The following is a 26,859-nucleotide window of genomic DNA, read 5'->3' on the forward strand; positions in this document are numbered from 1 at the left end:
AAACTTTTTTTACTTATTTTCTAAAACGACGAAGAAGAAATACTCCACTAGCAACAATCGTAATTCCTAGAGTAACAAGAAGGGAGTTATTCAAAGTGGAATCCCCAGTAATTGGCAAAGTAGAAACACTTTTCTGGTTAACAGGCTCTGATTTTATAGTTAAAGGAACGTCATTAGTTGCCAAGTCAGTTTTATTTGTGATAGGAGTTTCTACTATATGAACAATTACATAAACAGGCTCTGCCAAACCACTTTCTAACGTCACTTGATAGTCCCCAATCTTACTAAAATCAACTGCTGCTTCAAAGTCTGTCGTTATTTTCGAGTTATCTGATGTTGATGCATGGACCTCGTTTAAAAAGTCCGTTTCAGATTTTGTACTATCTATGCTGTAGTTAATTTCTTTGTCCGCTAAAATCAGTGGGACGTTTTCCGTTTTAATATGCACAGTTACTTGGAAAGGAGTCGCAGCCACGCCGTCAGAGTTCGTGGAGTTCAGCGTCACTTGATAGTCTCCAGGCACTTCTAAGTTAACAGCAACATCAAAATTACTGGTAATTACAGAATCATCATTAGTCGAGGCATGAATATCTTGTAAAAACATTTCTTCAGTAACTCCCGCCAGTTTATCGTACGAAATCTCTGAGTCAGCGGAAATCACTGGAGCAGGGGCTTTTTCAACATGGACAGTTACTTGAACAGGGACAGCTGAAATTCCATCCGCGTTACTTGCATTCAACGTCACTTGATAATCCCCGGCACTACTTAAATCTACTGCTGTAGCAAAATCACTTGTAATCGAGGAGCCGTCAGTTGTTGAAGCAGAGATATCGGATAAAAATTCCGCCTCTGTCACAGAACTATTTTTGGCATAGCTAATCTCTGGATTTGCCGAGATAATCGGAGCTGGCAAAGCTTTAACAATCGGTACGGTTACAGTTCCAGAAAAAGATGTTCTGACATTCGCTGTAGAAAAAGTGTAGCTTGTCGACTCGACCGAATCTGGTAAATTGTTCCAAGTAATCGAACCGTCTGCGTAATGACCATTATTGCTAATTGTTTGAGGTGCGGGGGTATTCCCCCAAGCGTTAATTTGATTTTGGATAGTGGCTACATTATCAATATTTTTCGCCGGATCACTAGTTACTTTTTGTCCGTGCAAGTCAATACTAAGGTTTTTATTATTTTGTAAATCATCCGCTATATCAGCTTCTTCTATAGAGGAAATATGGTTAGACTGCGCTCTAATAAGGAATGCTGTGGGGCTGATGCCAGTTATATCAGGAAATGCTGTCAAATTATTGTTATCTAAATTAACTTGGGTAATTTGCGGTGTATCTTTAATAGTGATATCTGCTAACAGTTCTCTATTTGTAATAGAAATGGAGCCAGCAAGAGCGGGCAACGATTCTAATGTAACTTTTTGCAAGTTAGGTGTATTTGCAATCGTAATATCTGAATTAGCCTCTTTAAAATCGTAAAATCTACTTGCTTTAGCCAAATTTTTCATAGTTAAATCTGTAAGTGCTGTACAGTTTTCTAAATCAAGTTGTTTCAAAGCATCAAGCCCGTCAAGCTCCACTTTTTGCAAATAAAGGTTATCTTGCAGTAGAAAAGTCGTCAATTTATCAAGATTCTCAAAGTTGTCTACGTTCGTAATGTGCGTTTTAAAAGCCTCTATTTTCGTTAAATTACTCATACTGGATAAAGGTTCAACACTTGTTATAGGTGTATTGTCGATATAAAGTTCCGTCATGTCTTTTCCTTGAAGTGGAGATAAATCACTTATATTAGTAGACGAAATTCGAAGCACTTGTAGGTTATCAAGAGGGCGAAGATAATCAATTTGAGATAAATCATTACTTCCTATAGATAAGGTTCCAAGCTTAAGATTGGCCTGTGTGTAATTTGCGATATCGTCATCATTAAGCTCGTTACCAGTAAGATAAAGCGTTTTAAGGGTAGAGATATTTCCCATAGCTATGTCAGCCAAATGGTTATTTCGTAAATCTAACATTGTTAAAAGTGGTAAATCATTTAGTTCGACAGATTGTAAAGATAACTCACTGAAAACAAGGTCGGATAAATTAGGAAGATTTTTTACAGTAAGTTTTTCTAGAATCGAGCTATTCATTATGACTCCAGAATATGAAAAGGCATTATCAGAATAAATCTGGGACATTTTGGGCAAATTAATACAAGATAGTTCAAGTAAAGCGGTGTTTCCTTGGAAGTCGGCAAATTGCAAATTACTCATACTATCTAAAGAGACACTGGTTAGCTGGTTATCGCGCATATTTAACTTGGTGAGCGCATCTAAATTCTCTAACCCTGGAATAGCAGTGATTTGGTTATTATTTAGTATTACAGAAGTAAGTTTTGTTAAGTTTTTAATTTCATCAATCGTGGTTATTGCATTATTAGGAAGGTTAATTGACGTTAAATTAGATAGGCGAGATATACCGGTCAAATCCGCTATACCAGCATTGTCCGCAGAAATTGTTTTAATCGTATCTAATTGTTGTTGAGTCACAGTCACATCTACAGAAATATGCAGCTGATTAGCGATATAATTAGCTAGCACGTCATCAGGGAAAATAGTAGAAAGTGTTTCAGAGGCGTTGCTAGGACTGTTTTTTAGGGAGCTTTTAGTTGTTTCCGGGGCTGAATAATTTTCCGATTGATTATCTTCTTTCGCATAAACTGGAGTGGAAACAGCTAAAAAGGCAAGATTTAGCGTAATTAGATAATGTAAGTTTTTCTTTATTTTCATAGTTACCTTCCTTTACGAAATTATTTCTATAAAGTAAATTATACAGCAACAAAAACATTAAAAAGTCTCTGTAAAGTACCTTGTTCGGCTTTTATGTGAGTGGATTATAGAGGTGAGGAGACGCTTAATTGTTTGTCAGGTTAGGCAAACAGGCTAATTTGCTTCGTTTATTGTAATGTCGAGGTTGTCATTGGTTTGCCACAATTCAATGGTTTTAGGTCTATTGAATTAACAAATATTTTCATTTGGGCTAGTGGTCATTGAATGTTAATGAAGAGAATGCAGTCAGGAATGTAACAATCGCTATAATGATAAATATGCATCAGTCCATTCCAAAATATAATAATAGCTTAGAAGCGGAAAATCCATATTATAAATAGTACTTTTTTGGAAAATAAAGCAATTTTCAATAATGTGCCATTAAATTAGATTAAAAAGTAATTTAAAAGACTATATGCGCAGTGTAAAAATAGAAATGTGTAAAATCTCCAATATCCAGAGAGAGTAAATGTAATTCTAGCAATCATTTCCATTCGTATTACCAAAATACTCTAAATAAAGTAATAAAATAGTACGCGAAAATAAGCTGTTTTGAACAATTTACTCCAAAACAGCTTATTTTGTCATAAAATAGACACAAAAAACCTTTGTTTAAGTCTAATCTTAGCACCTGCAAATAGTGCCTTTAAGGATATAATCTTATTTGTGATTAAATGAGGGACATCTTATACATAAATGGCGGGTGTTTTTTTGTTTTAAGCGATTAATACACATAAAATATAATTTTTTATACAACTAGGAGGAAAATCGTGAAAAGAAAAATAAGTTTTATTATTGTAGCAGGGGCAATTCTTTTCCAGTCGTTAAATGTAATTCCTTTAACTACATGGGCGATAGAAGGAGAAGAAAGCACAGGGAATGAAGAAACAGCTAGCACTACGCTAAATTTGATCTTGCATTCTAATGGTCGAGTTACAGTCTTTCCTCGTGAAGCGGGTACTTTAATTTCTGTACCAGCAAGACCGGGGAAAGAAGGGCACACATTTGTTGGATGGTTTGATGAGCCGACTGGTGGAAATCCGTGGAATTTTGATACTCCAATGCCAGCGACCGACTTGAATTTATACGCACAATTTAGAATTAACAGCTACACTGCTACATTAATCTCAGAAGAAAGAACCGCAACGCAAAAAGTGGTCTACCAAGAAACAGTGAATGAGCCAACGAAGCCAAAGAAAGAAGGCTATACGTTTACAGGTTGGTATGACGCAGAAACAGGCGGAAACAAATGGGATTTCGCAACAGATAAAATGCCCGGAGATAATATGACTTTATATGCACAGTTTAGAGCTAATGCTTTCCCTGTCAACTTTACAACAGAAGGCACAGCTACTACACAAATAGTTGATTATCCTGGTGTCATTAAAGAACCAACTGCTCCAACCAAAGTAGGCTATAAGTTTATGGGTTGGTATGATGCAGAAACAGACGGAAACAAATGGGATTTCCAAAACCCAATGCAAGCAAATGAAGTAACTTTATATGCCCAGTTTAGCCTTGCTAGCTATACTGCTACATTAAATGCGGACGGTACGACTACTACGCAAACAACGGATTACGAAGGTCTTCTAGAAGAGCCAACAGCACCAACGAAAGACGGCTACACATTTACAGGTTGGTATGATGCAAAAACAGGTGGAAAGAAATGGGACTTCCAAACAGATAAAATGCCAGCAAAAGATTTCATTCTGTATGCTCAGTTCAGTAAAAATGCAGAAAGTGCTGTTGAGAAGCCAGCGCAACCTATTATTGGAGCAATTGCGCCATCAAACGCGCCTTCGAATACAACATCGAATACGATAGCCGATCCTGCAAAGAAAAACCAACTAAGTAATAAACTACCATTAACAGGTAATCAAGAAAATATCTTATACTTATTAGGCGGATTATTACTCATTGGTGGAGCATTACGAATTTTCAAGAAGACTTCTGCTAAATAATACGTAGAAAATTAAAAGCTGAATTTGGCCATAATGGTCAAACTCAGCTTTTTTTGTATATATATCGATACAATTTGTACAGGGATGCAAAGCTATTTTTCCTATTTTGGTACTTAATGTATCAAGAGGGACTTTTCGAAAAGAGAAGGGAGGAAATGTGGCATACATATAATCACAACTATACCACATGGGTGAAAACTGTTTAATAGCAATCGATTCCAAGCTATACGAATGGATTTATTGTTTTCTGAAGAAGCGATAATTGTTTGAAAACTCCAAATGACGCATTCACAAATAAGACATATTTAGAATGATTGTAGTGGATTTGAGTCTATTTTTAGTATTTTCGCAAAGGGTTTTATAGATATAATACTAATGTGAGTTCATGCGCGTACCTTCTATTGAATTTAATAGGTACGTTTTTTTATGGCAACTTATATATTTAATTAGCAACTTTGATAAGGAGGACAATCGTGAAAAGAAAAGTAGGTTTTATAATTGCAGCAGGAATGATTCTTTTCCAATCATTTAATGCGTATCCTTTAGCAGCCTTGGCTTCAGAAAACGAAGAAAAGCCTAAAGAAGAAACACCCCAAAAAGTAGGGAATTTAAAAGCAACCTTCCCAGGAGGTAGCCTTTACAAAACTTTGTTCCCTGATGAAGCTTTAGCTAAAGCTGTTTTAAAAGAAGTATATGGTAATGATGATAGTGATCCCAATTTAGTGGTATTACAAAGAGATTTGGACAAAGTTACATCATTAACAGCTGTATCGAAGGGTATTACTAATTTAGCAGGTATCGAGTACCTGACTAATTTAACTAGCTTAGATTTAAGATCAAACCAAATTACTAATTTCACTTTTAAAGGTGAAAAAGTTTTACCAGAATTAACTAGTATTAATTTAACTGGTAATGATTTAACGAAGCTTGATATTCAAGATCAACCTAAATTAACTAAAGTTGCTACTGATACGCAAGGTTCAGCAGAGTTAACTGAGGTCGTTTTAAAAAATCTTCCAGCGTTAAAACAAGCAGGTAGTTTTGCGGATGGCGGTCTAGATATTATTAATTTCGCCACAACGCCTACATTAACTAAAGTTACTTTAGACAACTTACCAGCGATGACAGATATAATTGAACTAAATGGCTGTGGAATCACAGAACTTAGCGTGAAAAATTTGGCAGAAGCTAAAAGTGTAAACCTATTTGGTAACAAAGTGACTACTTTAGCAGGTCTGGAAAATTTACCAAAACTGACAAATATTTATGCTAGTAAAAATGAATTAACTGAATTAGAATCGTTGAAATCTTTCCCGAATATGACTGGTATCTCTGTAAATAACAACCATATCAGCGTATTGCCAGAGAACTTAACGACAAAAGCGCCTCTATTGAATGTTATTAATGCAACAAATCAAACAGTTACATTATCTGAAAAAGTAGGAGCTAGTAAATTAGTTTTTGACAACGAAATCAAAAACTTTGGACAATCAGCATCACCGAAAAACATTTCCAATCAAGGATTTTATACTAACAACCAGTTCAATTGGAGTGCAGAAAATCTAGAAGGTGTAACAACTGTAGATTTTGAGTTTGATGATTATATCACGAACCCAGCAATTCAAGGAACTTTCTCTGGGAAAGTAACTGTACCAGTGAAATTAGTTAATCTACCAGTAATTACAGCAAATGCAGAAATGAACTATGATAAAAATGCGAGTGTAACAGAAGCTCAGTTTTTAGCAAGTGTTTCTGCAAGTGCGACAGAAGGAGCAACAGTCACTTCCAACTTCAGCACAGTTGTAGATTTCACAAAAGCTGGAGCATATGAAGTAACATTGAATGCTAAAAATACTGCTGGATTTGAAGCTGAACCAGTGAAAGTAACAGTTCGCGTTGCTAAATCACCAGCTCCAGTAATTACAGCAAACACAGAAATCAGCTATATGCAGTTTGCAGAAATAACTGCAGCAGATTTTCTTGCTAGTGTTCAAGCTGCGACAAATGATAGTTCTGTAATTACAACTAATTTAGATACAGTTGTAAAATGGAATGAAGTAGGAGATTATGTAGTAACATTGAACTCTACAAATGGAGATGGCGTTGCTGCAACTCCAGTAACCGTAACTGTTCGAGTTACTCAAGCCCCAGCACCACAAACGGCTAACGTCACTTTTGATATAGACGATGCTCAAACAGTAGAAGCTATTGTAGTAGAAGGATTAATCACTGAACCAACTGCACCAACAAAAGAAGGTTACACTTTCGAAGGTTGGTTTGATGCGAAAACAGGCGGAAACAAATGGAACTTCGCAACTAGTAAAATGCCGGCAGCAGGAGTAACTTTATACGCGCAATTTAGCGAAGATCCAGCTGAAGATCCGAACGATGATGACGATGATACTGATTTAGATGATGATACTGATGTAGACGATGATACAGATGTAAATGTCGTACCTGTTGTAACTGAAAACAATGGTGATCCATCAGACCCTACAGCATCAAATGACTGTAATGGAACTGATGATGACAGCAATAAAACTACGGGTAAACAACCAGCAACAGGAGACAGCCAAAATATGCTGTTCTTACTAGCGGGACTAATACTTGTAGGTGTGTCATTCCGTATTTTCAAAAAATCATATAGTAAATAAAGCAATAAAAAAGATGGCCTCTATCAAATAGAGGCCATCTTTTTTTGCATTTAACTTTTAAGTAAAGCTACTTCAATTGGAGCAGCTAAAAATTCAGGCACATTATTTTTAAATCGTTTATAATGTGCTGTTGCGTTATGGGACTGAATAGCAGTTTCATCTGCCCACTTTTCTAACAGATAGAAGGTGGAGGTGTTATTCACCGAGCGAACCAATTCGTAGCCATGATTTCCAGGTTCTCTTAGCGATCCCTGAATAACTAAGTCCACTTCTGTTAAAAATGCTTCTACTAAATCGGGCTTTACTTGGATTTTTGCTTCAATGTGTAACAACTGCCATTCCTCCTATTTATAATCTAATTTGATAAGTGTTTCGTCTGTTTTGAATTCTTCTAAAAACCAGTGAGTCTTCTCGATGCTTTTCGTTGTTTCATGTAAAGTCTGGTGAACTGCGTCTTTTCCAACTTGAACATCTTCAATATAGGCTTTGGCATTTCCGGGCATAAAGAGTCTAGTTGCGAGTGAGCTGTTTGTTGGTACGATGCCATCAGTTGGATTATCTTCGCTTAGTTCGCCTGCAATGGCAAGTACTTCAAGATTGGAATTTATATCTTGTTGCTTTTCCATAAAATAATCTAATTGAGCAGTACTATTAGGCAACTGCTTAAACGTTAAGTCTTTCCCATTATCGTTTGGATCTAGATCGTTAAAAGGAGAGCCAATTGCTACTATTTTGCGTAAAGTAGGTACGGTTTTATCGGTGCCATAGTCTTCAGCAAAGTAAGTTAGTGCTAAACCGCCGTTTGAGTGGCCAACCCCGTCCATTTGCGTGAAGCCATAGCGTTCTTTTAAATCAACCATCGCAATTTTTAACCACTTAGACCAATCGTCTGGTGTTGCTTGGTTTTGGTCGAAAGCGAATTTTATAATTGGGCGTTTAGCATCTTTCGTTAACTCGCCCTGGAAAGTGATATCTCCGTCCGCACTAATCGACATGGACATCGCTTCATTTGAACTTTTATATTCGTTCATCAGTTGGTCTGCCATTTCATCAAGGGAATGTGTGTCGCCACCGCTCCCATGAATTAAAATAATCGGTATTTCATCTTTCAAATCTACTTTAGGAGGCGAAGAGTTTTCAGCCTCTTTGTCATTTTGGCAACCACTGAGAAGTAGCGCGCCAAAAAGCAAAATCATGATCGTAATAAAATATTTCTTCACTAACTATCTTCCTCCATTCCAAATTATTATACCAAAAATCGGCGTGACAATCATATAAATTTCGTCTATAATCGAGATACATAATGACGGAATTTTAGAAGGGTGCGAAAACTATTGGCAAATCTAGCAATTGACACAGTTATTACAGACATGGACGGAACATTACTTGTAAAAAAAGGAGACCAAATTCATCCGCTAAACAAGGAAGTTTTAATGGATTGGCAAGCAGCTGGCAAGAAACTTTTCCTAGCAACTGGCCGTTTGGATTTAGCGATATTACCATTTATCCACGAACTAAAAATTAAAACACCAGTTATTTCCTGTAATGGCGGATTGGTACGCGATTTTACGACAGGAGAAATTTTATATAAAAGTAACATCGAGCTGGACTTAGTACATACAATTTTAGATACGCTTGAACCACTTGGCGTAAATTACCACATTTACACAACAGAGCGAATTATCGGACCAACCAATACAGGCAAAATTGCTTTTTTCAATGAATTAAATAAAACTTTACCCGAAAATGAGCAAGTTCCGATTACTTTAACTGCTGACCCGTTCAGTGTACTTCGTGAAGGGGAGTTTCCATTAAAAGTACTTGTCATTGAATCAGATTTAGAAAAACGAGCAGAAATCAAAGCAGCGTTAGACGGATTGCCGCTTTCTGTCCTTGCCTCTGCTTCGAATTTAATTGATATTATGAATGAAGGCATTGATAAAGCGAAAGGCCTAACTTATCTTGCGGAAAATGGCTACATTAATCTCGACGCAACGATTGCTTTTGGTGATAACGAAAACGATGTTGGTATGATTGAACTAGCCAAAATCGGCGTAGCAATGGAAAATGGTATTCCGCTAGCTTTAGAAAAAGCAGATAAAATCGCTAAACATCACGACATTGGTGGACTAGGATTATTTATGCAAGAAGAAATTTTATAAGAAAAAGAACCATTGGATTAATATTTCACTAATCTAATGGTTCTTTTTTTGAACTTTATGTCAAAGTTGTGAAAATCCTGCTAGAAAGCCAATACTTGGATAAAAAAGCAAGGTTGTTCATTTTTTGCGCGTTTATAAGAGTATAAAACTAGAGTTCGGTCCTCGCGGAGCATGGTACAGTAATTTAGAAATTACTTCAACCTAAAGTGAGGAATAAAAGATGGTTACAGTGAAAAAATATCCAATAGTATTAATGAGTTTCTTAATTATAGGGATGATTATTTTTTGTGTACCTCATCATGCTCAAGCTACTGAATTAGATAATATCATTGATGATGTTCAGATTTTAGATAGAGACGGTAAACCGATAGATAGTGAAAATGATCCTGATCGAGTAGTAGATAGTCAAGAAGATATTGTGGTCGTTTACAATTGGTCAATTAAGGATAATCAACAAGTTCATGCGGGCGATACTGTCCATATTCAAATCCCCAAAGAATTTAAAATCTATACAACAGTTCAAGGTGAGTTAGTCATTAGTGATGGCGGAGCTTCTTGCGGAGAATTTGAAATAGCAACTGATGGAATGATGACGATTACCTTTAATGATTATGTAGAAAACCATTCTATTAGTCATGGCATAGTAGAAGTTTATACGAATTTTGATTTAGCGGAATTAGATGACGAAACTCCAACGACAATCGTTTTCCCAATCAGCGAAAACGACTCCGAAGAATTTACAATAAAAATTAAACCAGACGTCACTAATGCTTTTGAGAAAAAAGGTTCAACGGTTCAAAATGCACAAATAATTGACTGGGAAGTAAAAATAAATCAAGAGTTAGCTACGCACAATAATGCTTCAGTAGAAGATTTCCCGGGAAATAGTCAGGAAATCCTTTTTGACTCGTTTGAAGTTCACGAAATGAATATGCACATAGATGGTACCTATGAGATAGGTGATGTAGTTGCCCCTTCAGAATATACCGTAAGTAAAATAACAAACACTTCTGGTCAAACAGGTTTTCGCTTAACGTTTAAAAATCCGATTGATTCAGCCTATCAAATAACCTATCAAACAGAGGTAACGGATTTTAATAAAGCTACTTTTTCCAATACAGCAACATTTATTTCGGATGAAACGGAAGAAGTAATGGATGCGAATGTTGTTATTCCTCGAGATCCAATTATTCAAAAATATCCGCTATTGTTTGATACAACATCTAATAAAATTTCATGGAAAGTAGAATATAACCAAGGGCATTACGCACTAGATAATTCCGTAATGGTAGATACTTACATCGATGAGCAGTCTTTTGGCGGAATTACACGTATTGTAAACGGAGATACAGGAATGCCGTTACTTCCAACCGAATATACGGTAACAGATATGGGAGAAGCTGGTTTTAAAATTGAGCTGCCAGATGATGGTTACTATACGATTTATTTTGAAACAATCGTTCCAGAAGGTACAACGGGGATGATTTCCAATACCGCATCAATCGATTCCCCGAACATCCCTGATAACGAGGCTGAGGGAGACTATTTTATCCCTGAAATTTCACCGACGGAGGGACTAATAGATAAAAAAATTGAAAACTTCAATGCGAAAACAGGAGAATTAACATGGGAAATTATCATCAATAAAGACGGTGGAACACTTCATAATCCAGTCATTACAGATGAATTCCCAGAAGGCGGATTGATTTTCCACCCAGCAACTTTGAAAATAATGGACAGCGAGCAAGTGAAATTAGATTCAGCGGATTATGAGGTTGTTCCGCTGAATGGTGATAGCACTTGGGAAAAAGGATTTCAAATCAATTTTAACCGAGATATTACCGGGCAACATGTAATTACCTACAAAACACAAGTAAATCCTAGTACGCATACAAGCGGAGATAACGAATACACTAATAATGCAACGATTAAAACGGACACAGCAGAAGAATCTGACTCTGACACAAAATGGATTGATAAAGTCATCGATGCGGATGGATATAAAAATGGTGTTTTCAATTACAAAACAGGCGAAATCGAATGGAAATTAATTTTCAACAATAGTTCTAAACTAATCGCTAAGCCAACAATAAAAGATTCGCTTAATTCGGGACAAGAATTCATTCAAGACTCTATTGAAATCCACAAAATCGATTTTTCTGCCACACCACAAGTCGGTGATTTAATCCCACCGGAAAATTATGACGTCACTTTTACGAAAAAGGAAAATGGTAACGAGCAAATGATCATTACGTTCAAAAAACCATTAATTCACCCAGTTGAAGTTACCTATAAAACGAAACCAGTAGGCATCACCAAGCCACTTTATAAAAACAAAGCAGTGATAAGTGATGGGGAAGAAGTGCTTGCGGATTACGAAGCAGAAGTAATTGATGATAACGCCAATAAATATGTTAATAAGGCCGGTGAACAAGTAGGCGACAACATCGATTGGGAAATTTATGCAAACCAATCCGGCTCGACGATTAGTAACGCAACTGTAACAGACACACTTGGCACGGGGCAAAAGCTAGACACCTCAAGTATTAAGGTATATAAAGCGCAAACTTCTGTTACTGGAAAAATGCTACAAGAAAGTAATGCGCCAATTTCACCAGATGAATACGATTTGAAAACAGGCGTAGACGAAGAAAGCAATTTAGAATATTTCCAAGTGAAATTTAAAAACGAAATTAACCAATCCTATGTTATTAAGTACCAGACAGCGATTACATTAACCTCGGATACAGAAACGACGGCAGAGATTGGGAACTCAGTCACTTTTACAGGAGATAATATTACAAAAGGTGAGACCGAAAAAAGCAAACATATCGAAGTCAAAATAACGACGGGCGATGGTACGGGAACGGGCGAAACGGGGAAAATAACTTTAAATAAAGTGGATAAAGCCGATCCAAGTATTTCACTAGAAGGCGCGACATTTGATTTATATGCAAATGATAAAAAAGTCGATACACAAACAACCGATAAAAATGGTGTTATCGAATTCAGCGATTTGATTTACGGAGATTACACGTTAAAAGAAGTAAGCGCGCCAGAAGGATATTCGCTACCGACCGCTTCAACAGAAAACATTCAAGTGAAGTTAGAGCAAGATGAAAAAGTCATTCAAGTCACAAATGAAAAAACGCCAATCAAAGAAACTGGCGCGGTGCATATAGTGAAAACCGACAAAGCGACTGGAGCCAAGTTGGCCGGAGCTGAATTTTCACTATTTGACGAGACGGGAACGGAACTGCAAACCGGACTCACAACAGATGAAAATGGCGAACTAACCATTGATAATTTAGACTTAGGAAATTATTATTTGAAAGAGACGAAAGCGCCAGAAGGATATAAACTCGCAGAAAAAACATGGGATTTCAGTGTGGAAACAGGGAAGCTAGATGCCGTAGAAGTTCAAGTTGACAATGAAAAAGATCTTGGCGAAGTTATCTTAACCAAAGTTGATAGCGAAACGAATGCTAAATTATCCGGCGCCAAATTCAACATATTGAATGCGCCGGGCGAAGTTATTCAAACAAACCTCGTATCAGATGGAAATGGGGAAATTCGAGTACAAAACTTAGAACCGGGCGATTACGCGTTCCAAGAAATCGAAGCCCCAACAAACTATGATTTAGCCGCAAAAACATGGCCATTTACAATCACGAAAGGTCAAACGACTGCTACTGTTGTGACAGCTGAAAATAATAAAACAGGGACACCGGATATCGACACAGGGGAAGTAGTTCTCGTGAAACAAGATAGTGCAACGGGTGAAACTTTAGAAGGCGCGGTCTTTGATTTATTAGATGCTGACGGAACGATAATCACGAGTAATTTAACAACCGATAATAACGGGGAAATAACTATCACTAATTTGGCCCCGGGCAAGTATTCATTCAAAGAAACGAAGGCGCCGGCAGGGTACGAGTTGGCGAGCGATGCATGGGAATTTACCATCGAACCAAATCAACCGCAAAAAATAACGATTACAGCTGAAAACACGAAATCGGCACCAACGCCAGAAGTAGGTTCAGTGAAAATTATTAAACAAGACAGCGAGAACGCGGCCCGATTGGCGGGAGCGGAGTTCTCACTGCTAACTGAAAACGGTGAGACGCTCCAAACAAATTTAACAACAAATGAAGCTGGGGAACTTGAAATTTATAATCTAACTCCAGGAAATTACCGTATTCAAGAAACAAAAGCGCCAGACGGATATCAACTTGAAACGACCCCATGGCAGTTTGAAATTGTGGCAAATAATACTAGTCAAATTACTGTTGTAGCCGAAAACACCAAGTTGAATCCGGTTATATCTGAAACAGGTGCGGTGCGATTAATCAAAACAGATAGTGAAACTGGAATGAGACTTAGTGGAGCTGTTTTTAGCCTTTTAGATGAATCAGGAAAGGTTATCCAAGCCAATTTAACAACAGGTGAAAATGGTGAAATCTTTATAGAAGACTTAACGCCCGGAAATTATTCGCTAAAAGAAACGAAAGCGCCAGACGGATATGAACTCGCGGAACAGCCGTGGAATTTTCAAATAGTTAAAGGGCAAGTAGACGCAGTGATAATAAAAGCGGAAAATTCGCCAATTGCAGCGAATGGCACTATTTCATTTGAGGATGGCGGGACTGCGCAACCGGGGTCAATTGAAATTCCGGCAGATGAAAACAATGCGACCGCTACAGAAATAACCAAACTGCCGCAAACAGGAGATAAATCATTATTTCCAAGAGTTATTTTAGGCGAAAGTGCAGTATTACTAAGTTTATTATACCTAAGAAAAAAATCAGCATAATAGCCAAAACTTCCATTCTAATACAGAATGGAAGTTTTTTTATAAGAATGGTTGCGTTCAAAATGTATATATGCTAATATATGCATATAAAGAAATTAGCTACTTACAGAGGGGAAGTAATCACATGGCACATAACCACGATCATGCACATGGACACAATCATAACCATGCGCATAATGCCAACAAAAAATCATTATTTATCAGTTTTATCCTGATTGCTACATTTATGGTAGTTGAAGTTATTGGTGGAATTATGACCAATAGTTTAGCGCTACTTTCTGATGCGGGGCATATGCTTTCTGATGCTGTCGCGCTAGGATTAAGTTTAGCAGCATTTAAATTTGGTGAAAAAGCAGCAAGTTCCGATAAAACATATGGCTATAAACGCTTTGAAATTTTAGCAGCATTTCTAAACGGGTTAACGCTCGTTGGGATTTCTCTTTTCATTTTCTACGAAGCAATTGGTCGTTTCTTTGATCCGCCGCAAGTAATTGGACCAGGAATGATGACTATTTCTGTTATCGGGCTACTTATTAATATTTTAGTTGCTTGGATTTTAATGAAAGGTGATACGAGCGAAAACTTAAATATGCGCAGTGCTTTCTTGCATGTGCTGGGAGATTTACTTGGTTCAGTTGGCGCGATTATTGCCGCTTTACTTATTATCTTCTTAGGTTGGAATATCGCTGACCCAATCGCTAGTGTTGTCGTTGCGGCGCTAATCTTAGTTAGTGGCTGGCGCGTCCTGAAAGATGCTATTCATATTTTGATGGAAGGGAAACCTTCGAACGTCGATACAGAAAAAATAAAAACTTTCTTCCAAGAGCAAGACGGAGTAAATGAAGTGCATGATTTACATGTGTGGGCGATTACTTCTGACTTTAACGCTCTGACAGCTCATTTGACCGTAAGTGAGGACGCGGACCGGGATAAAATTTTAGTAGATATTGAACATTATTTACAAGAAAATTTCTCTTTAGAACATAGTACAATTCAACTCGAAGGAAGTCATGCTCACCATCATCACTGCAATTAATACCACTTCATGATATGATAAACGTATCAATTAGAGGAGTTGGTTTAGATGGAAGAACAAGTTGATTTAGGTCATTTTTTGAAAAAAGCTTTTATCGCTATAGTTGCCCTAACCTTAGTATTTATCGGGGTTCTGGCGATGTTCACAATCATCGGTGTTATAATCGCTATCCCACTACTAAAAAAAGCGAGCAAGATGCTTCTTTCCAAAAAAGAAGATAGCGACCATACTCATTCACACGGCGGCAAATTAAAAATAAAATGCCCCGCTTGTCACGCAAAAATGAAATTCAAAGATAGCGAACTACTTGACGAAAAATAAGTTTTAAAGCCTTCTCGGTAAAATAGAGAAGGCTTTTTTTATGTAAATGTGCATTATTTCAAGAAATTCGGGAAAAGGAAACGAGAGGTGTTGTCAAATGAAAGCAGTAGGATTAACGAAAGCATCAACCGATTTTATAGACCTAGAAATTGCACAACCGAAACCAGAAAGTCATGATTTATTAGTGAAAATCAAAGCAATTTCCATTAATCCAGTCGATACGAAGCAACGTGAAGCAACCAAAATCACAGGCGATGAAGTGCGGATTTTAGGTTGGGATGCAGTTGGTGAAGTAGTGGAGATTGGCTCAGAAGTGACGTTATTTAAAACTGGGCAAGAAGTTTATTTCGCTGGTGACGTCACAAGGCCCGGAGCGTATGCAGAATTCACTTTAATCGATGAAAGGTTAGTTGGTTTGAAACCGCGGAATTTAAGCTTAGAAGAGGCTGCTGCGATGCCACTGACAACTATTACAGCTTGGGAAGCACTTTTTGACCGTTTGGGGATTGTGGAAGAGGACGAAGGGAAATCGATTTTAATCATAAATGGGGCTGGGGGAGTTGGTTCGATTGCAACCCAATTAGCTGCACACGTTGGCCTTGAAGTCATTGCCACGGCATCACGTCCTGAAACGATAGAATGGACGGAAAAATTCGGCGCGCAACACGTCCTTAACCATCGCGAAAAATTAACGCCACAATTGAAGCAGCTTGGTTTTGAACAAGGTGTCGATTTCATTTTATGTTTGCATAACACAAATGCTCACTGGGACGATATGCAAGAAGCCGTTCGCCCTCAAGGGAAAATTTGCTCGATTGTGGAACTCGCGGAACCAGTGAAGATGTCACTTTTAAAAGATAAGAGTGCTACGTTTAGTTATGAATTTATGTTCACTCGCTCGAAATACGATACAGTAGATAAAGTGAAGCAACATGAAATTTTGACTGAGGCTGCTTATATGTTAGATGGGGGAACGTTGCAGACGACACTGAATAAGGTTTTATCTCCAATAAACGCGGCGACGATAGAAGAAGCTCACCAAATAATCTCGTCCGGAAAAATGATTGGAAAATTAGTAGTGAAAGGATTTGAATGATTATGAGTGAAAAGCAAGTTGCGCTATATATTGCAGTTAGCTTGGATGGCTACATTGCGGATGAAAATGGTAGTGTCGAATGGTTGGAATCAATTGATAGTGAAGGCGATGCAGGTTATGAAGCCTTTTTTGATAATGTGGATACGGTCGTAATGGGGCGCACCACTTATCAACAAATTTTCTCGCTCACTGACACATTCCCTTACAGCAAAAAAGATGTCTACGTTTTTTCTAACACGAAAGCGGGGACAAAAGACGAATACGCTGATTTTGTGGCCGGAACCGTAGACACATGGCTAAATAACATCGACGGCGAAAAAATTTGGCTTGTAGGCGGCGCACAATTAGTGAAGCAATTTTTAAAAGAAAGGGCGATTGATCGCTTTGTCATAACGATTGCGCCAATTATCTTAGGAAAAGGAATTCCGCTCTTTGAAGAAGACCAGACACATGCGTTAGAACTAGAAGAAGTAACTCATTTTGGCCAATTTGCACAGTTGACTTATAAAAACTTGGAGGAAAAGTGAATGAAAATTGCTGCTTTTGATATCGACGCACAAAAAGGTTTTACGCCACTTTGTCCGGATGAATTGCCGGTTCCGGGTGGGGATAAAATCGTTCCGGAGCTAAATTTTATGGCGAGTCTTGCATCGCTTCGAATTGGCAGTAAAGACGCTCATCCGCAAAATGCCGTATGGGTGGTTGACTCAAAAGATGAAATGTTAGCTAAACTTAAGTATCCAAATGCGGATCTTACTTGGGTGAGACACTGCGAACCAGGTACGAAAGGCTTCGAATTGTTGGATGGTTTGCCGGTTGTGACGGATTACGATTACTTTATTTGGAAAGGCATGGAGCCGGATATTCACCCATACGGCGCCTGTTATCACGATATTGTCGAACAGCTTTCAACAGGCGTACTTGAATATTTACGGGAACAAAAAGTGGATTTAGTACTTGTTGGAGGTTTAGCATTTGATTTTTGCGTGAAAACTACAGTTACACAGTTAAGTAGGGCAGGCTTTTCTGTATTAGTCTATTTACCAGCGACACGTGCATTATCTGAACAAGGTTTTGATGAAACAAAAGAGCAATTAGCGAATACCGAGAAAGTTCAACTTATCGAAACAAGGGAGGAACTTGTCGCCTACTGCCAATAAAAGGTTGGAAGAGGTGAGGGGAATGAGGAAAGTTGGTATATTTCCTAGTATGATAATTTTTTTCACAGTAGGAATTTCTGCTGTGTTATATCCGCTACTACCTTCTGAAGTGGCGGTGCATTTCGGTACGGACTTCTCCCCAGATATGTTTATGCAAAAATGGCTTGGCTTAATTTTGGTTCCTTTTTTAATGATTATGTTCACAGGGACGGAATATTACGGGAAAGAAAAAGTGAACCAAGAGAGTTTGTTGGAGTTTGAATATTGTTTCAGATTGTTGTTAGTGTTGTTGACGATTATTCAGATGAGTATCATCTTGTATGCGCTAGGTTACGACATTCCAACAGGTAGATTTTCGCTAATCACAGCGGGAGCGTTCATGTTTGTTGTTGCAGCGTACATTCAATACTCGAAAAAACTCTTTAAATTTTTAACAATGATTGGTTTTAAAAAGATTGATGCATGGTCCAGAAACCTACTTAGAAAAATCACAACTGTTACACTTAATATAGCTGGTGCAATCTGTTTTATCTTAGCTTTATTTATGCGGAATGATCCCAGTTACTTAATGTTAGCAATGTTAATGACGATGTGTGTGATTGTTGTTGGCTCAGGAGTATATCTTAATAAGAAATAAAAATATAACAGTTTATATTTACAATTGATACAGTTTCGGTTTATAATGGTGGCGGAAGTTCTGCGCGCATGTGGCAGGAAGTCCGTCATTTTTTTGCGTAATCAAAAAGCGCTTACAAAAAGAGGAGGAGAAATTTTGCATAAAACAGCCAGAAAAATGGTAGTGGCACTCAGTTTGCTATGTTTACTAGTACTTACAGCATGTCAGTCTGGCGATAAAGGGGAAAGTGAAAAAGTAACATCCGATAAGAAAACAAAAGTTGTGAACATCATGGAAACGAGTGGGATTCCAAACGCAAGCCCAACACTCGCGGACAATAGCGTAAGTTTCCGAGTAATCAATCAGATTTTTGAAGGATTATATCGATTAGATAAAAACGGGAAACCGGCACTAGCTCTAGCTGCCAGCGAACCGGAAGAAAAAGATGGCGGGAAAACACTTATTTTCAAAATTCGCGAGGATGCCAATTGGTCAAACGGCGACCCAGTAACAGCGCATGATTTCGAGTACGCATGGAAAAAAGTAGTAGATCCAAAAACAGCCGCAGCATACGGACCACAGATGGAAGAAATCGTCAAAAATGCTACCCAAATCCTCAAAGGTGAAATGTCACCGGATGAGCTTGGTATCAAAGCGTTAGACGATAAAACCCTACAAATTCAACTAGAAAATCCTGTGCCAATTTTTAAAGAACTCCTAACGACTGGAACGTTCTTCCCGCAAAACCAAGCGTTCGTAGAAAAACAAGGCGATCGTTACGGAACGAAAAGCGACACACTTATTTCCAATGGCCCATTCAAACTCGAAAATTGGAATGGCACAAATATGACATGGGATTACGTTAAAAATCCAACTTACTGGGATAAAAAGAATGTCCCAACAGAGAAAATCCATGTAACGGTCGTAAAAGATACTAATGCCGCTTTAAATTTATACAATACCAATAAATTAGACCGAGTAGAGCTTGACGGCGAATTTGTTAAACAATATAAAGACGATAAAAATTTCCATAAAGAAGCAACTGGACGCTCTGTCTATATGAAAATGAATCAAGGCAAAGACGGTGTGAAGACCGATTTAGCTAATTTAAACTTACGACGTGGTTTAGCGATGGCGATTGATAAAACTGGCATGGTCAACACGCTCCTCGCTAATGGTTCCAAGGCGCTAAACGGAGATGTTCCCGGTGGAATCATGTTTGACCCAGAAACAAAAGAAGATTTCCGCAAACAAAACGGTGACTTGCTCCAATTTGATCAACAAGAAGCTACCGATGCATGGAAACAAGGCTTAAAAGAAATCGGAAAATCAGAATTAACGCTTACCTTAACGAGTGGGGACACCTCTTTACAACGCAAACAAACAGAATTTATCCAGAATCAACTAGAAGAAAACTTGCCTGGACTAACAATCAAATTAAAAAACATTACCAACCAAGCGAGCTTCCAAGCAGACGTTACGCAAGATTTTGAACTGCTATTAGGCGGATGGGGCGGCGATTACCAAGATCCGCTCACATACCTCAACCTCTTCCTAACGAACAGCCCAGGGAACCACACTGGCTTCTCGAACGCAAAATACGACGAACTAGTCCTTGGTGCAAAAGGTAAACTATCAGCGGACCCAGAAAAAAGATGGCAAGCATTACTTGAAGCAGAACAAATTTTACTAAAAGACAACGCCGTACTTATCCCGCTATACCAAGGCGGCCGCGCGTATTTACAAAAAAGCAACCTGGAAAACTACACCGCGTATCCAATCGGTTCAGAAAACTATAAATGGATTGAAAAAAATTAATCTGAAATGAGTCTAGTTAACTAAACTAGGCTCATTTTTTTATGCCCGAATGAAAATAAGACTTAGGATGTACCAATTTTCAGCCTAGAGCCGTTCGTTCCAATTTTAGATGTCCTCTATAATAAACTTATCAACAAAAAAGGACGGTAAAAACAATGAAAAAGGGACTTTTCGGTTTACTGGCTGCAATTTTTGTATTAACAATGGTTGTAATTGAATTTTCAGCACCAATTGGAACAGCAGCAAATACATATTACGTTACAATCAAAAACGATGGAAAAGAAGTTACGAAGTCAAAGTTCAAAGGTTACTCTTTTCATGAATCGTGTTTAGATAATCAAGGAAACAGTCGTAAAGTTAACTTCATGTCAACTACACAACTTAAAAAGAATAAGCAGTATAAAATCGTCGTTCAAGACAATGAATTACTCGTTCAAGCCAAGGAAATAAATAGTGTTCCGCTTGCAAGTAGTAAATAAAAATTAGAAAAGAGGAAATGAACATGAACAGTTTTTGGAAAATATTTTTCACTATTATTTTAGGATTTATTGCACTTAATATCGTACTTGATATCGTTGGAATCACACTTCACTTCTTATTCCCAGTTATTATATTAGGTGGAATTGGATATGTGCTTTACCGCATGTGGGGCAATTCCCCGAAACGCTCAAGTCGTGATAATGAAGACCGCTACAACTGGTAATAGACTCGCTAAAAAAGCTCCCTAGGCTTTTAGATATAAAGAACCTAATCTCTTTTATAGAAGTTAGGTTTTTTTGTATGGTAAGTTTGTTATAATAAGATAAAGGAAATGAGGCGATAGAAATGAAAAAAGATATAATCGTAAAATCTGTTGTTATATCAATCATTACAGCCCTAGTTTTCAACATTAAACGTAAAAAAGTCAAATAACCGTCCAAAAAACATAATTCATGATTAAATGGCTATTTTAAGCCGTTTGCACCTAAAATAGGAGTCGGTATGCTATAATAACAAAAAGAAAATCATGGAGGGCATAGAGATGAATATTGAAAACACCTTACTAAAACAAGATGTGTGGCGCTTTATTGATAATACAACTATTAATCCAGCTTTTGATGCGATTCAATCATTTGCTACAGATGATACGCTATGTCGTTCGGTTGGAGCGAGAATAGCGCCGTCTACTGTTCGCGGCTGGGTACATGAAAAAACGGTTTCGCTTGGAATTCAAGATTCTAAGTTGCCGGATATAGATAAAGGAATTGCGTTTTTACAAGAACAAGGTTACCGCGTGGTTGTCCGGAATTCCGGCGGGTTGGCTGTAGTGCTTGATTCTGGTGTGCTTAATTTGTCGATGGTACTTCCAGATGCAGAGCGCGGGATTGCGATTGAGCGCGGCTACGAAACCATGTTTACGCTAATTAAAGATATGTTCGTTGATTGTAATGAAGTAATTGAAGCGAAAGAAATCGTTAATTCTTATTGTCCTGGAAGTTACGACCTTAGCATTCAAGGGAAGAAATTTGCTGGTATTTCTCAGCGTAGAATGGCGAAAGGCGTAGCGGTTCAGATTTATTTAGCGATTGAAGGGGATCAAACGGCTCGTTCGGAGTTGATTCGCGAATTTTATACGATTAGCGGGAAAGAAAAGCAAACAAAATATACTTTTCCAGATGTAGATCCAAATGTGATGGGGTCGCTTGCGGATTTAATGAAGAATGATATTAGTATCAATGACACTTTGGTGCGCCTCTTCAACAGTTTGCGACACTATGCAGACGAACTTGTATCGGGGACGCTCACAGCGGAAGAGTTAGATCTTTTTCCAGCTTATTACGAACGTTTAATTGCCCGAAATGATAAAGTGCTTGCGTGAACTTACTTGAGAGGAGGGTGCTAGATGAGTTATTTAACAGAGAAACTACTTGAAGAGAAAGTATTCAAAGACCCGGTGCATGGCTATGTACATGTTTCTGATAAATTAATTTGGGATTTAATAGCTACAAAAGAGTTTCAGCGTTTGCGGCGGATACATCAACTAGGAACAACCTCGCTCACTTTTCATGGGGCAGAGCACAGCCGTTTTAACCATTCGCTAGGTGTTTACGAAATTGTTCGGCAAATCATTGACGTCACATTTGCGAATGAACCGCAACTTGATCCAGAAGAGCGCATGGTTGCTTTGTGTGCGGCACTTTTACATGATTTAGGTCACGGGCCATTTTCTCATGCTTTTGAAAAAGTTTTTGGGACGGATCATGAAGCATATACGCAAGAGATTATCATTGGTGACACAGAAGTTAGTGAAGTCCTAATGCAAGTGGGAGAAGAGTTTCCGCTAAAGGTCGCATCTATTATTAAGAAAAATTATCCTAACCAAACATTAGTGAAGTTGATATCGAGTCAGATTGATGCGGACCGGATGGATTACTTACTGCGCGACGCCTATTATACTGGTGTTAGTTACGGGAAGTTTGATATTGAGCGGATTCTACGCGTACTGCGACCGAGTCCGGATGGCAATGGGGTCATTGTAAAATATTCTGGGATGCATGCGGTAGAAGACTACATTATGAGTCGCTATCAAATGTACCAACAAGTGTATTTTCATCCAGTTAGTCGTAGTGGGGAAGTACTATTATGGAAAATCCTTGAACGCGCCAAAAAGTTATACTGCGCTGGCTATGAATTTCAAGTTACGCCAATTCAAGTTTTGCCGTTCTTTTTAAATGAAGTTAGTTTAAAAGACTATATTAGGCTTGATGATATTGTGTTAATGTATTATTTTTCCATTTGGCAAGAGGAAGCGGATCCGATTTTAAGTGATTTATGTAGCCGTTTTTTGAATAGGAGATTGCTTAGATATATTAACTACGATCCAAAAGAAGACTCGGAACTTTATGCGGAATTAAAAGGCCTTCTTGAAAAAGCAGATATTGACCCGTCGTATTATTTAGTCATTGATTCTTCCAGTGATTTGCCCTACGATTACTATCTTCCTGGGGTTGGTAGCGGGAAAGATCCGATTAAGCTTTTGATGGGGAACGGGGAACTGCGCGAATTATCGACTGAGTCTCCGGTTGTTGAAGCGATTGGCAGAGAACGACGAACTGATATTAAATTGTATTATCCACTTGATTTTATCGAAAGCGGGCGTGTGGACCAAGCGATTGCTGAAAGAATGATTTCGCTTATTCATGCGCATTCCCTTAAAGAAAAATAAAAAAGCAAGGCGATAAACCTTGCTTCTTGAACGCTTAAATATCAGATTTTCTTACGCCGCCAACACCGTAATCTGTTTTTTTCATCTCTTCTAAAATCACATGAATGTTTTCTTTCGGCGCTTTTAGGTTTTTGGAAACAACTTCGGTTACTTCGCTAACTAAAGCTTTCTTTTGATCGTCACTACGACCTTCTAAAAATTGAATGGTAACAAATGGCATTTTCTCACCTCGATCAACGTTTTTTTCATTATAGCATATAAAAATTACTCAATAAAAGATAAGGAGGCACTTATGCCTAGTTTTCTCGCTTACCCAATAGAAATGATACCGTATGTTTTAGTTACACTTTTAATTGCTTTCACGATTCATGAATGGGCACATGCCCTGGTTGCTCTGGCTTTCGGAGATGACACAGCCAAAAATCAAGGAAGATTGTCCTTAAACCCCATTGTACATATCGATTTATTCGGTTTACTGATGATATTAATAGCCGGATTTGGTTGGGCTAAACCGACCCCGGTCAATCGTTTTAAATTAAAAAAACGTCGACTTGGAAGCATCCTTGTTTCGCTTGCCGGACCAGTAAGTAATTTACTGCTTGCGATGATTGGCGTTGGTTTTTACGCTTTATTTTTAAATTATGATTTCTTTACATATGGCTCCGTTGCGGAAACATTTTTAATGATTTTTGTGCAATTAAATTTAGTGCTATTTGTATTTAATTTAATTCCACTTCCACCACTGGATGGCTACCAAGTATTAGTAGAGTTTTTACCAATGTCTGCAAGAGCCAAACTGGAACCAGTAGAACGATATGCGATGCTTATTTTCCTAGTTGTCGCACTAACACCGATTTCAAATTTTACGATTCAACCGATTTTTGATACAGTTATTCCGTTTATTCTAAATGTAATTTTAACAATATTTGGTCTGACGTCATATTAAGCTGTTGCTTTTCATGCTATTTTTCACTATAATATAATGCGTCTATTCTTCTGACCGGAAAGGGGTAAATAAGCGATATGACAGCCAACCAAATGGAACGAAAAAAAGTAACTATTCATATCACCAATGTCATCCGTCAGATGGATGCAGAAGAGAAATCCGATATGTCTGTTTCGGGTGTTTTTTACCGCGATAAAGGCAATCGTTATCTGCATTATGAGGAAAAACAATTAGCTGGAACAATTCGTACGGTTCTTAAAATTGCTGACAACGAGCTACTTTTAATGCGAAGTGGTGCCGTAAATATGAGAATGCACTTTTTCCGAGATAATAGGAGAAGTACTGCGTCTGTTGATTCAGGAGCAGGAAAATTACAATTAGAATCAGAATTAGTATCAATGGAAGAACTATATGAAAATAAGCCAGATGTATTGAGCGAAGTTGCTTTTCAATATGATTTGCTAAGCCACGGCGAATACATCGGCTCATATACTGTTTTAATGAAAATAGAGGAGGACGCAGAATGAATGTCATGCAAAAGAACCAAATTAAACTAATTGAACATATCAAACAAGCAGTTGTCCAAGCGGTTGGTTTAGAAGAAACAGAAGTACCAGAAATTTTACTCGAAGTACCTAAAGATAAAAAGCATGGAGATTATTCGACTAATATTGCGATGCAACTTGCTAGAGTAGCTAAGAAAGCCCCTCGTCAAATTGCCGAAAGTATCGTTCCAGAACTAAAAAAAGACAACAAATTAATTAAAGAAGTAGAAATTGCTGGACCTGGTTTTATTAATTTCTATTTAGATAATGCTTATTTAACCGACTTAGTTCCAGTTATTCTAAAAGAAGATAAAAAATACGGCGAGTCCAATTTTGGTAAAGGAGAAAAATTCCAAATTGAATTTGTTTCCGCTAACCCAACTGGTGACTTACATTTAGGGCATGCTCGTGGTGCGGCAATTGGTGATTCACTTGCTAACATTATGAAAATGGCTGGCTTCGATGTTTCAAGAGAATATTATATTAATGATGCCGGAAATCAAATTAATAATTTAGTTCTTTCAGCAGAAGCACGTTATTTTGAAGCGTTAGGCTTAGAATCTGAATTCCCAGAAGACGGCTACCGCGGTGCAGATATTATCTCCCTTGGTAAAGATTTAGCTGCTAAATACGGCGATAAATATGTGAATGCAAGCGAAGAAGAGCGTCGTTCCGTTTTCCGTGTGGATGCACTAGCATTCGAAACTGGAAAATTACGCGCTGACTTAGAAGAATTCCGCGTTTCTTTTGATGAGTGGTTTTCAGAAACGTCTCTATATGAAGAAAACAAAGTGTTGCCAGCGTTAGAACGTCTACGCGAAAATGGCTATATTTACGAACAAGATGGCGCGACTTGGTTAAGAACGACTGATTTTGAAGATGATAAAGACCGTGTTTTAATCAAATCAGACGGTAGCTACACGTATTTCTTACCAGATATCGCTTACCATTTAAACAAATTAGAGCGTGGCTTTGATGTGTTAATTGATATTTGGGGAGCGGATCACCATGGTTATATTCCGCGGATGCGTGCTGCGATTGAAGCACTTGGTTACTCGCCAAACCAACTGGAAGTAGAAATTATTCAACTTGTTCACTTATTTGAAGACGGCGTTCAAGTTAAAATGAGTAAACGTACTGGTAAATCTGTTACAATGCGTGACTTAATTGAAGAAGTTGGCCTTGATGCGACAAGATATTTCTTTGCAATGCGTAGTTCTGATACACATATGAACTTCGATATGAGCTTAGCAAAATCAACGTCTAACGATAATCCGGTTTATTATGTACAATATGCGCATGCCAGAATTTCTAGTATTTTACGTTCTGGTAAAGAACAAGGTTTAGAAGTTACGGAAGCTGCTGACATGAGCTTGCTACAAACCGAAGCAGAATATGATTTGTTAAAAGTACTAGGTGAGTTCGCGGACGTTGTTGCAGAAGCTGCTGCCAAAAGAGCACCACATCGTATCGTTCGCTACTTAAACGATTTAGCGGCTGCATTCCACCGTTTCTACAATAGCAATAAAGTACTCGATATGGATAATTTAGAAGTAACGAAAGCTAGACTAGCGCTTATTAAGACAGCACAAATTACCCTTAGAAATGGTTTGACGCTTCTGGGTGTATCTGCACCAGAAAAAATGTGATATCCTAAATTTATAGGTTACTCGTTGACGTCATAACCAAAATGTACTAAAGTTAATAGAAACAT

Annotated in this window: 21 protein-coding genes and 2 pseudogenes; 19 read left to right on the forward strand and 4 right to left on the reverse strand. The window is 37.9% G+C overall.

The window, feature by feature from the left end; all coding sequences use genetic code 11:
- Nucleotides 1-13 precede the first annotated feature (13 nt).
- Entirely contained in the window at nucleotides 14-2,773 is a 2,760-nt protein-coding gene (locus HCX62_RS11360) for a LapB repeat-containing protein (protein WP_185639146.1), read from the reverse strand.
- A gap of 944 nt (nucleotides 2,774-3,717) precedes the next feature.
- Between HCX62_RS11360 and HCX62_RS14155 the strand changes: the two are divergent.
- The 3 genes and pseudogenes from HCX62_RS14155 to HCX62_RS11370 all read left to right on the forward strand — a co-directional run.
- Nucleotides 3,718-4,545 (forward strand): annotated as a pseudogene (locus HCX62_RS14155) (InlB B-repeat-containing protein); the annotation flags it as partial.
- A 132-nt stretch (nucleotides 4,546-4,677) separates the two neighbouring features.
- Nucleotides 4,678-4,773: pseudogene (locus HCX62_RS14160) on the forward strand (LPXTG cell wall anchor domain-containing protein); the annotation flags it as partial.
- A 473-nt stretch (nucleotides 4,774-5,246) separates the two neighbouring features.
- The gene (locus tag HCX62_RS11370) at nucleotides 5,247-7,427 is read left to right on the forward strand and encodes a LapB repeat-containing protein (RefSeq protein ID WP_185639147.1); all 2,181 of its coding nucleotides are present in this window, start codon (nucleotides 5,247-5,249) and stop codon (nucleotides 7,425-7,427) included.
- A 50-nt stretch (nucleotides 7,428-7,477) separates the two neighbouring features.
- Here HCX62_RS11370 and HCX62_RS11375 read toward each other — a convergent pair whose 3' ends face one another.
- A complete protein-coding gene (locus HCX62_RS11375; RefSeq protein WP_185639148.1) occupies nucleotides 7,478-7,759 on the reverse strand; it encodes a putative quinol monooxygenase in 282 nt (93 codons plus the stop codon).
- 12 nt (nucleotides 7,760-7,771) lie between these two features.
- Nucleotides 7,772-8,647, reverse strand: coding sequence for an alpha/beta hydrolase (locus HCX62_RS11380; protein WP_185639149.1), 876 nt, complete (start codon nucleotides 8,645-8,647; stop codon nucleotides 7,772-7,774).
- A 114-nt stretch (nucleotides 8,648-8,761) separates the two neighbouring features.
- Between HCX62_RS11380 and HCX62_RS11385 the strand changes: the two genes are divergently transcribed.
- From HCX62_RS11385 to HCX62_RS11445, 13 genes are all read left to right on the forward strand, one after another.
- Complete coding sequence (locus tag HCX62_RS11385) at nucleotides 8,762-9,589, forward strand: Cof-type HAD-IIB family hydrolase (RefSeq protein ID WP_185639150.1); 828 nt, start codon at nucleotides 8,762-8,764, stop codon at nucleotides 9,587-9,589.
- A gap of 220 nt (nucleotides 9,590-9,809) precedes the next feature.
- On the forward strand, nucleotides 9,810-14,402 hold the full coding sequence (locus HCX62_RS11390) for a SpaA isopeptide-forming pilin-related protein (protein WP_185639151.1): 4,593 nt from the start codon (nucleotides 9,810-9,812) through the stop codon (nucleotides 14,400-14,402).
- Between the two features lie 124 nt (nucleotides 14,403-14,526).
- Nucleotides 14,527-15,438 carry a cation diffusion facilitator family transporter gene (locus tag HCX62_RS11395; RefSeq protein ID WP_185639152.1) on the forward strand — a complete coding sequence of 304 codons (912 nt, stop codon included), beginning with the start codon at nucleotides 14,527-14,529 and terminating at the stop codon, nucleotides 15,436-15,438.
- Between the two features lie 48 nt (nucleotides 15,439-15,486).
- Complete coding sequence (locus HCX62_RS11400) at nucleotides 15,487-15,759, forward strand: hypothetical protein (protein WP_003723623.1); 273 nt, start codon at nucleotides 15,487-15,489, stop codon at nucleotides 15,757-15,759.
- A gap of 97 nt (nucleotides 15,760-15,856) precedes the next feature.
- Nucleotides 15,857-16,855, forward strand: coding sequence for a zinc-binding alcohol dehydrogenase family protein (locus HCX62_RS11405; protein WP_185639153.1), 999 nt, complete (start codon nucleotides 15,857-15,859; stop codon nucleotides 16,853-16,855).
- Between the two features lie 2 nt (nucleotides 16,856-16,857).
- A complete protein-coding gene (locus HCX62_RS11410) occupies nucleotides 16,858-17,382 on the forward strand; it encodes a dihydrofolate reductase family protein (protein WP_185639154.1) in 525 nt (174 codons plus the stop codon).
- On the forward strand, nucleotides 17,383-18,015 hold the full coding sequence (locus HCX62_RS11415) for a nicotinamidase (RefSeq protein ID WP_185639155.1): 633 nt from the start codon (nucleotides 17,383-17,385) through the stop codon (nucleotides 18,013-18,015).
- A 22-nt stretch (nucleotides 18,016-18,037) separates the two neighbouring features.
- A complete protein-coding gene (locus HCX62_RS11420) occupies nucleotides 18,038-18,652 on the forward strand; it encodes a DUF1648 domain-containing protein (protein WP_185639156.1) in 615 nt (204 codons plus the stop codon).
- Between the two features lie 135 nt (nucleotides 18,653-18,787).
- Nucleotides 18,788-20,449, forward strand: coding sequence for a peptide ABC transporter substrate-binding protein (locus tag HCX62_RS11425; RefSeq protein WP_185639157.1), 1,662 nt, complete (start codon nucleotides 18,788-18,790; stop codon nucleotides 20,447-20,449).
- A 155-nt stretch (nucleotides 20,450-20,604) separates the two neighbouring features.
- Nucleotides 20,605-20,928 carry a YxeA family protein gene (locus HCX62_RS11430; RefSeq protein WP_185639158.1) on the forward strand — a complete coding sequence of 108 codons (324 nt, stop codon included), beginning with the start codon at nucleotides 20,605-20,607 and terminating at the stop codon, nucleotides 20,926-20,928.
- Nucleotides 20,929-20,951: 23 nt separating this feature from the next.
- Entirely contained in the window at nucleotides 20,952-21,152 is a 201-nt protein-coding gene (locus HCX62_RS11435; protein WP_185392392.1) for a hypothetical protein, read from the forward strand.
- A gap of 318 nt (nucleotides 21,153-21,470) precedes the next feature.
- Nucleotides 21,471-22,307, forward strand: coding sequence for a lipoyl-[GcvH]:protein N-lipoyltransferase (gene lipL, locus HCX62_RS11440; protein WP_185639159.1), 837 nt, complete (start codon nucleotides 21,471-21,473; stop codon nucleotides 22,305-22,307).
- A gap of 24 nt (nucleotides 22,308-22,331) precedes the next feature.
- A complete protein-coding gene (locus HCX62_RS11445) occupies nucleotides 22,332-23,654 on the forward strand; it encodes an HD domain-containing protein (RefSeq protein ID WP_185639160.1) in 1,323 nt (440 codons plus the stop codon).
- 34 nt (nucleotides 23,655-23,688) lie between these two features.
- On the opposite strand, the gene thmT is transcribed toward HCX62_RS11445, so the two are convergent.
- On the reverse strand, nucleotides 23,689-23,874 hold the full coding sequence (gene thmT, locus HCX62_RS11450) for a 2-hydroxymuconate tautomerase (protein ID WP_003729271.1): 186 nt from the start codon (nucleotides 23,872-23,874) through the stop codon (nucleotides 23,689-23,691).
- Nucleotides 23,875-23,946: 72 nt separating this feature from the next.
- Here thmT and HCX62_RS11455 point away from each other — a divergent pair, with 72 nt between their 5' ends.
- From HCX62_RS11455 to argS, 3 genes are all read left to right on the forward strand, one after another.
- A complete protein-coding gene (locus HCX62_RS11455; RefSeq protein WP_185639161.1) occupies nucleotides 23,947-24,600 on the forward strand; it encodes a site-2 protease family protein in 654 nt (217 codons plus the stop codon).
- A 77-nt stretch (nucleotides 24,601-24,677) separates the two neighbouring features.
- The gene (locus HCX62_RS11460) at nucleotides 24,678-25,127 is read left to right on the forward strand and encodes a YwiB family protein (RefSeq protein WP_003723610.1); all 450 of its coding nucleotides are present in this window, start codon (nucleotides 24,678-24,680) and stop codon (nucleotides 25,125-25,127) included.
- Nucleotides 25,124-26,794 carry an arginine--tRNA ligase gene (gene argS, locus HCX62_RS11465; protein WP_185639162.1) on the forward strand — a complete coding sequence of 557 codons (1,671 nt, stop codon included), beginning with the start codon at nucleotides 25,124-25,126 and terminating at the stop codon, nucleotides 26,792-26,794. The genes HCX62_RS11460 and argS overlap by 4 nt, the downstream gene beginning before the upstream one ends.
- Nucleotides 26,795-26,859: the final 65 nt, after the last annotated feature.

It is taken from the genome of Listeria swaminathanii, assembly GCF_014229645.1.
In the GTDB taxonomy this organism is placed as follows: domain Bacteria; phylum Bacillota; class Bacilli; order Lactobacillales; family Listeriaceae; genus Listeria; species Listeria swaminathanii.

Bases quoted from the DNA above. Each gene is read 5' to 3' on its own strand.
- HCX62_RS11415 (WP_185639155.1), top strand. From the start codon at position 17,383: ATGAAAATTGCTGCTTTTGATATCGACGCACAAAAAGGTTTTACGCCA.
- HCX62_RS11390 (WP_185639151.1), top strand. From the start codon at position 9,810: ATGGTTACAGTGAAAAAATATCCAATAGTATTAATGAGTTTCTTAATT.
- HCX62_RS11395 (WP_185639152.1), top strand. From the start codon at position 14,527: ATGGCACATAACCACGATCATGCACATGGACACAATCATAACCATGCG.
- HCX62_RS11445 (WP_185639160.1), top strand. From the start codon at position 22,332: ATGAGTTATTTAACAGAGAAACTACTTGAAGAGAAAGTATTCAAAGAC.
- HCX62_RS11410 (WP_185639154.1), top strand. From the start codon at position 16,858: ATGAGTGAAAAGCAAGTTGCGCTATATATTGCAGTTAGCTTGGATGGC.
- HCX62_RS11420 (WP_185639156.1), top strand. From the start codon at position 18,038: ATGAGGAAAGTTGGTATATTTCCTAGTATGATAATTTTTTTCACAGTA.
- HCX62_RS11435 (WP_185392392.1), top strand. From the start codon at position 20,952: ATGAACAGTTTTTGGAAAATATTTTTCACTATTATTTTAGGATTTATT.
- thmT (WP_003729271.1), bottom strand. From the start codon at position 23,874: ATGCCATTTGTTACCATTCAATTTTTAGAAGGTCGTAGTGACGATCAA.
- HCX62_RS11455 (WP_185639161.1), top strand. From the start codon at position 23,947: ATGCCTAGTTTTCTCGCTTACCCAATAGAAATGATACCGTATGTTTTA.
- HCX62_RS11460 (WP_003723610.1), top strand. From the start codon at position 24,678: ATGACAGCCAACCAAATGGAACGAAAAAAAGTAACTATTCATATCACC.
- HCX62_RS11405 (WP_185639153.1), top strand. From the start codon at position 15,857: ATGAAAGCAGTAGGATTAACGAAAGCATCAACCGATTTTATAGACCTA.
- HCX62_RS11430 (WP_185639158.1), top strand. From the start codon at position 20,605: ATGAAAAAGGGACTTTTCGGTTTACTGGCTGCAATTTTTGTATTAACA.
- HCX62_RS11360 (WP_185639146.1), bottom strand. From the start codon at position 2,773: ATGAAAATAAAGAAAAACTTACATTATCTAATTACGCTAAATCTTGCC.
- argS (WP_185639162.1), top strand. From the start codon at position 25,124: ATGAATGTCATGCAAAAGAACCAAATTAAACTAATTGAACATATCAAA.
- lipL (WP_185639159.1), top strand. From the start codon at position 21,471: ATGAATATTGAAAACACCTTACTAAAACAAGATGTGTGGCGCTTTATT.
- HCX62_RS11400 (WP_003723623.1), top strand. From the start codon at position 15,487: ATGGAAGAACAAGTTGATTTAGGTCATTTTTTGAAAAAAGCTTTTATC.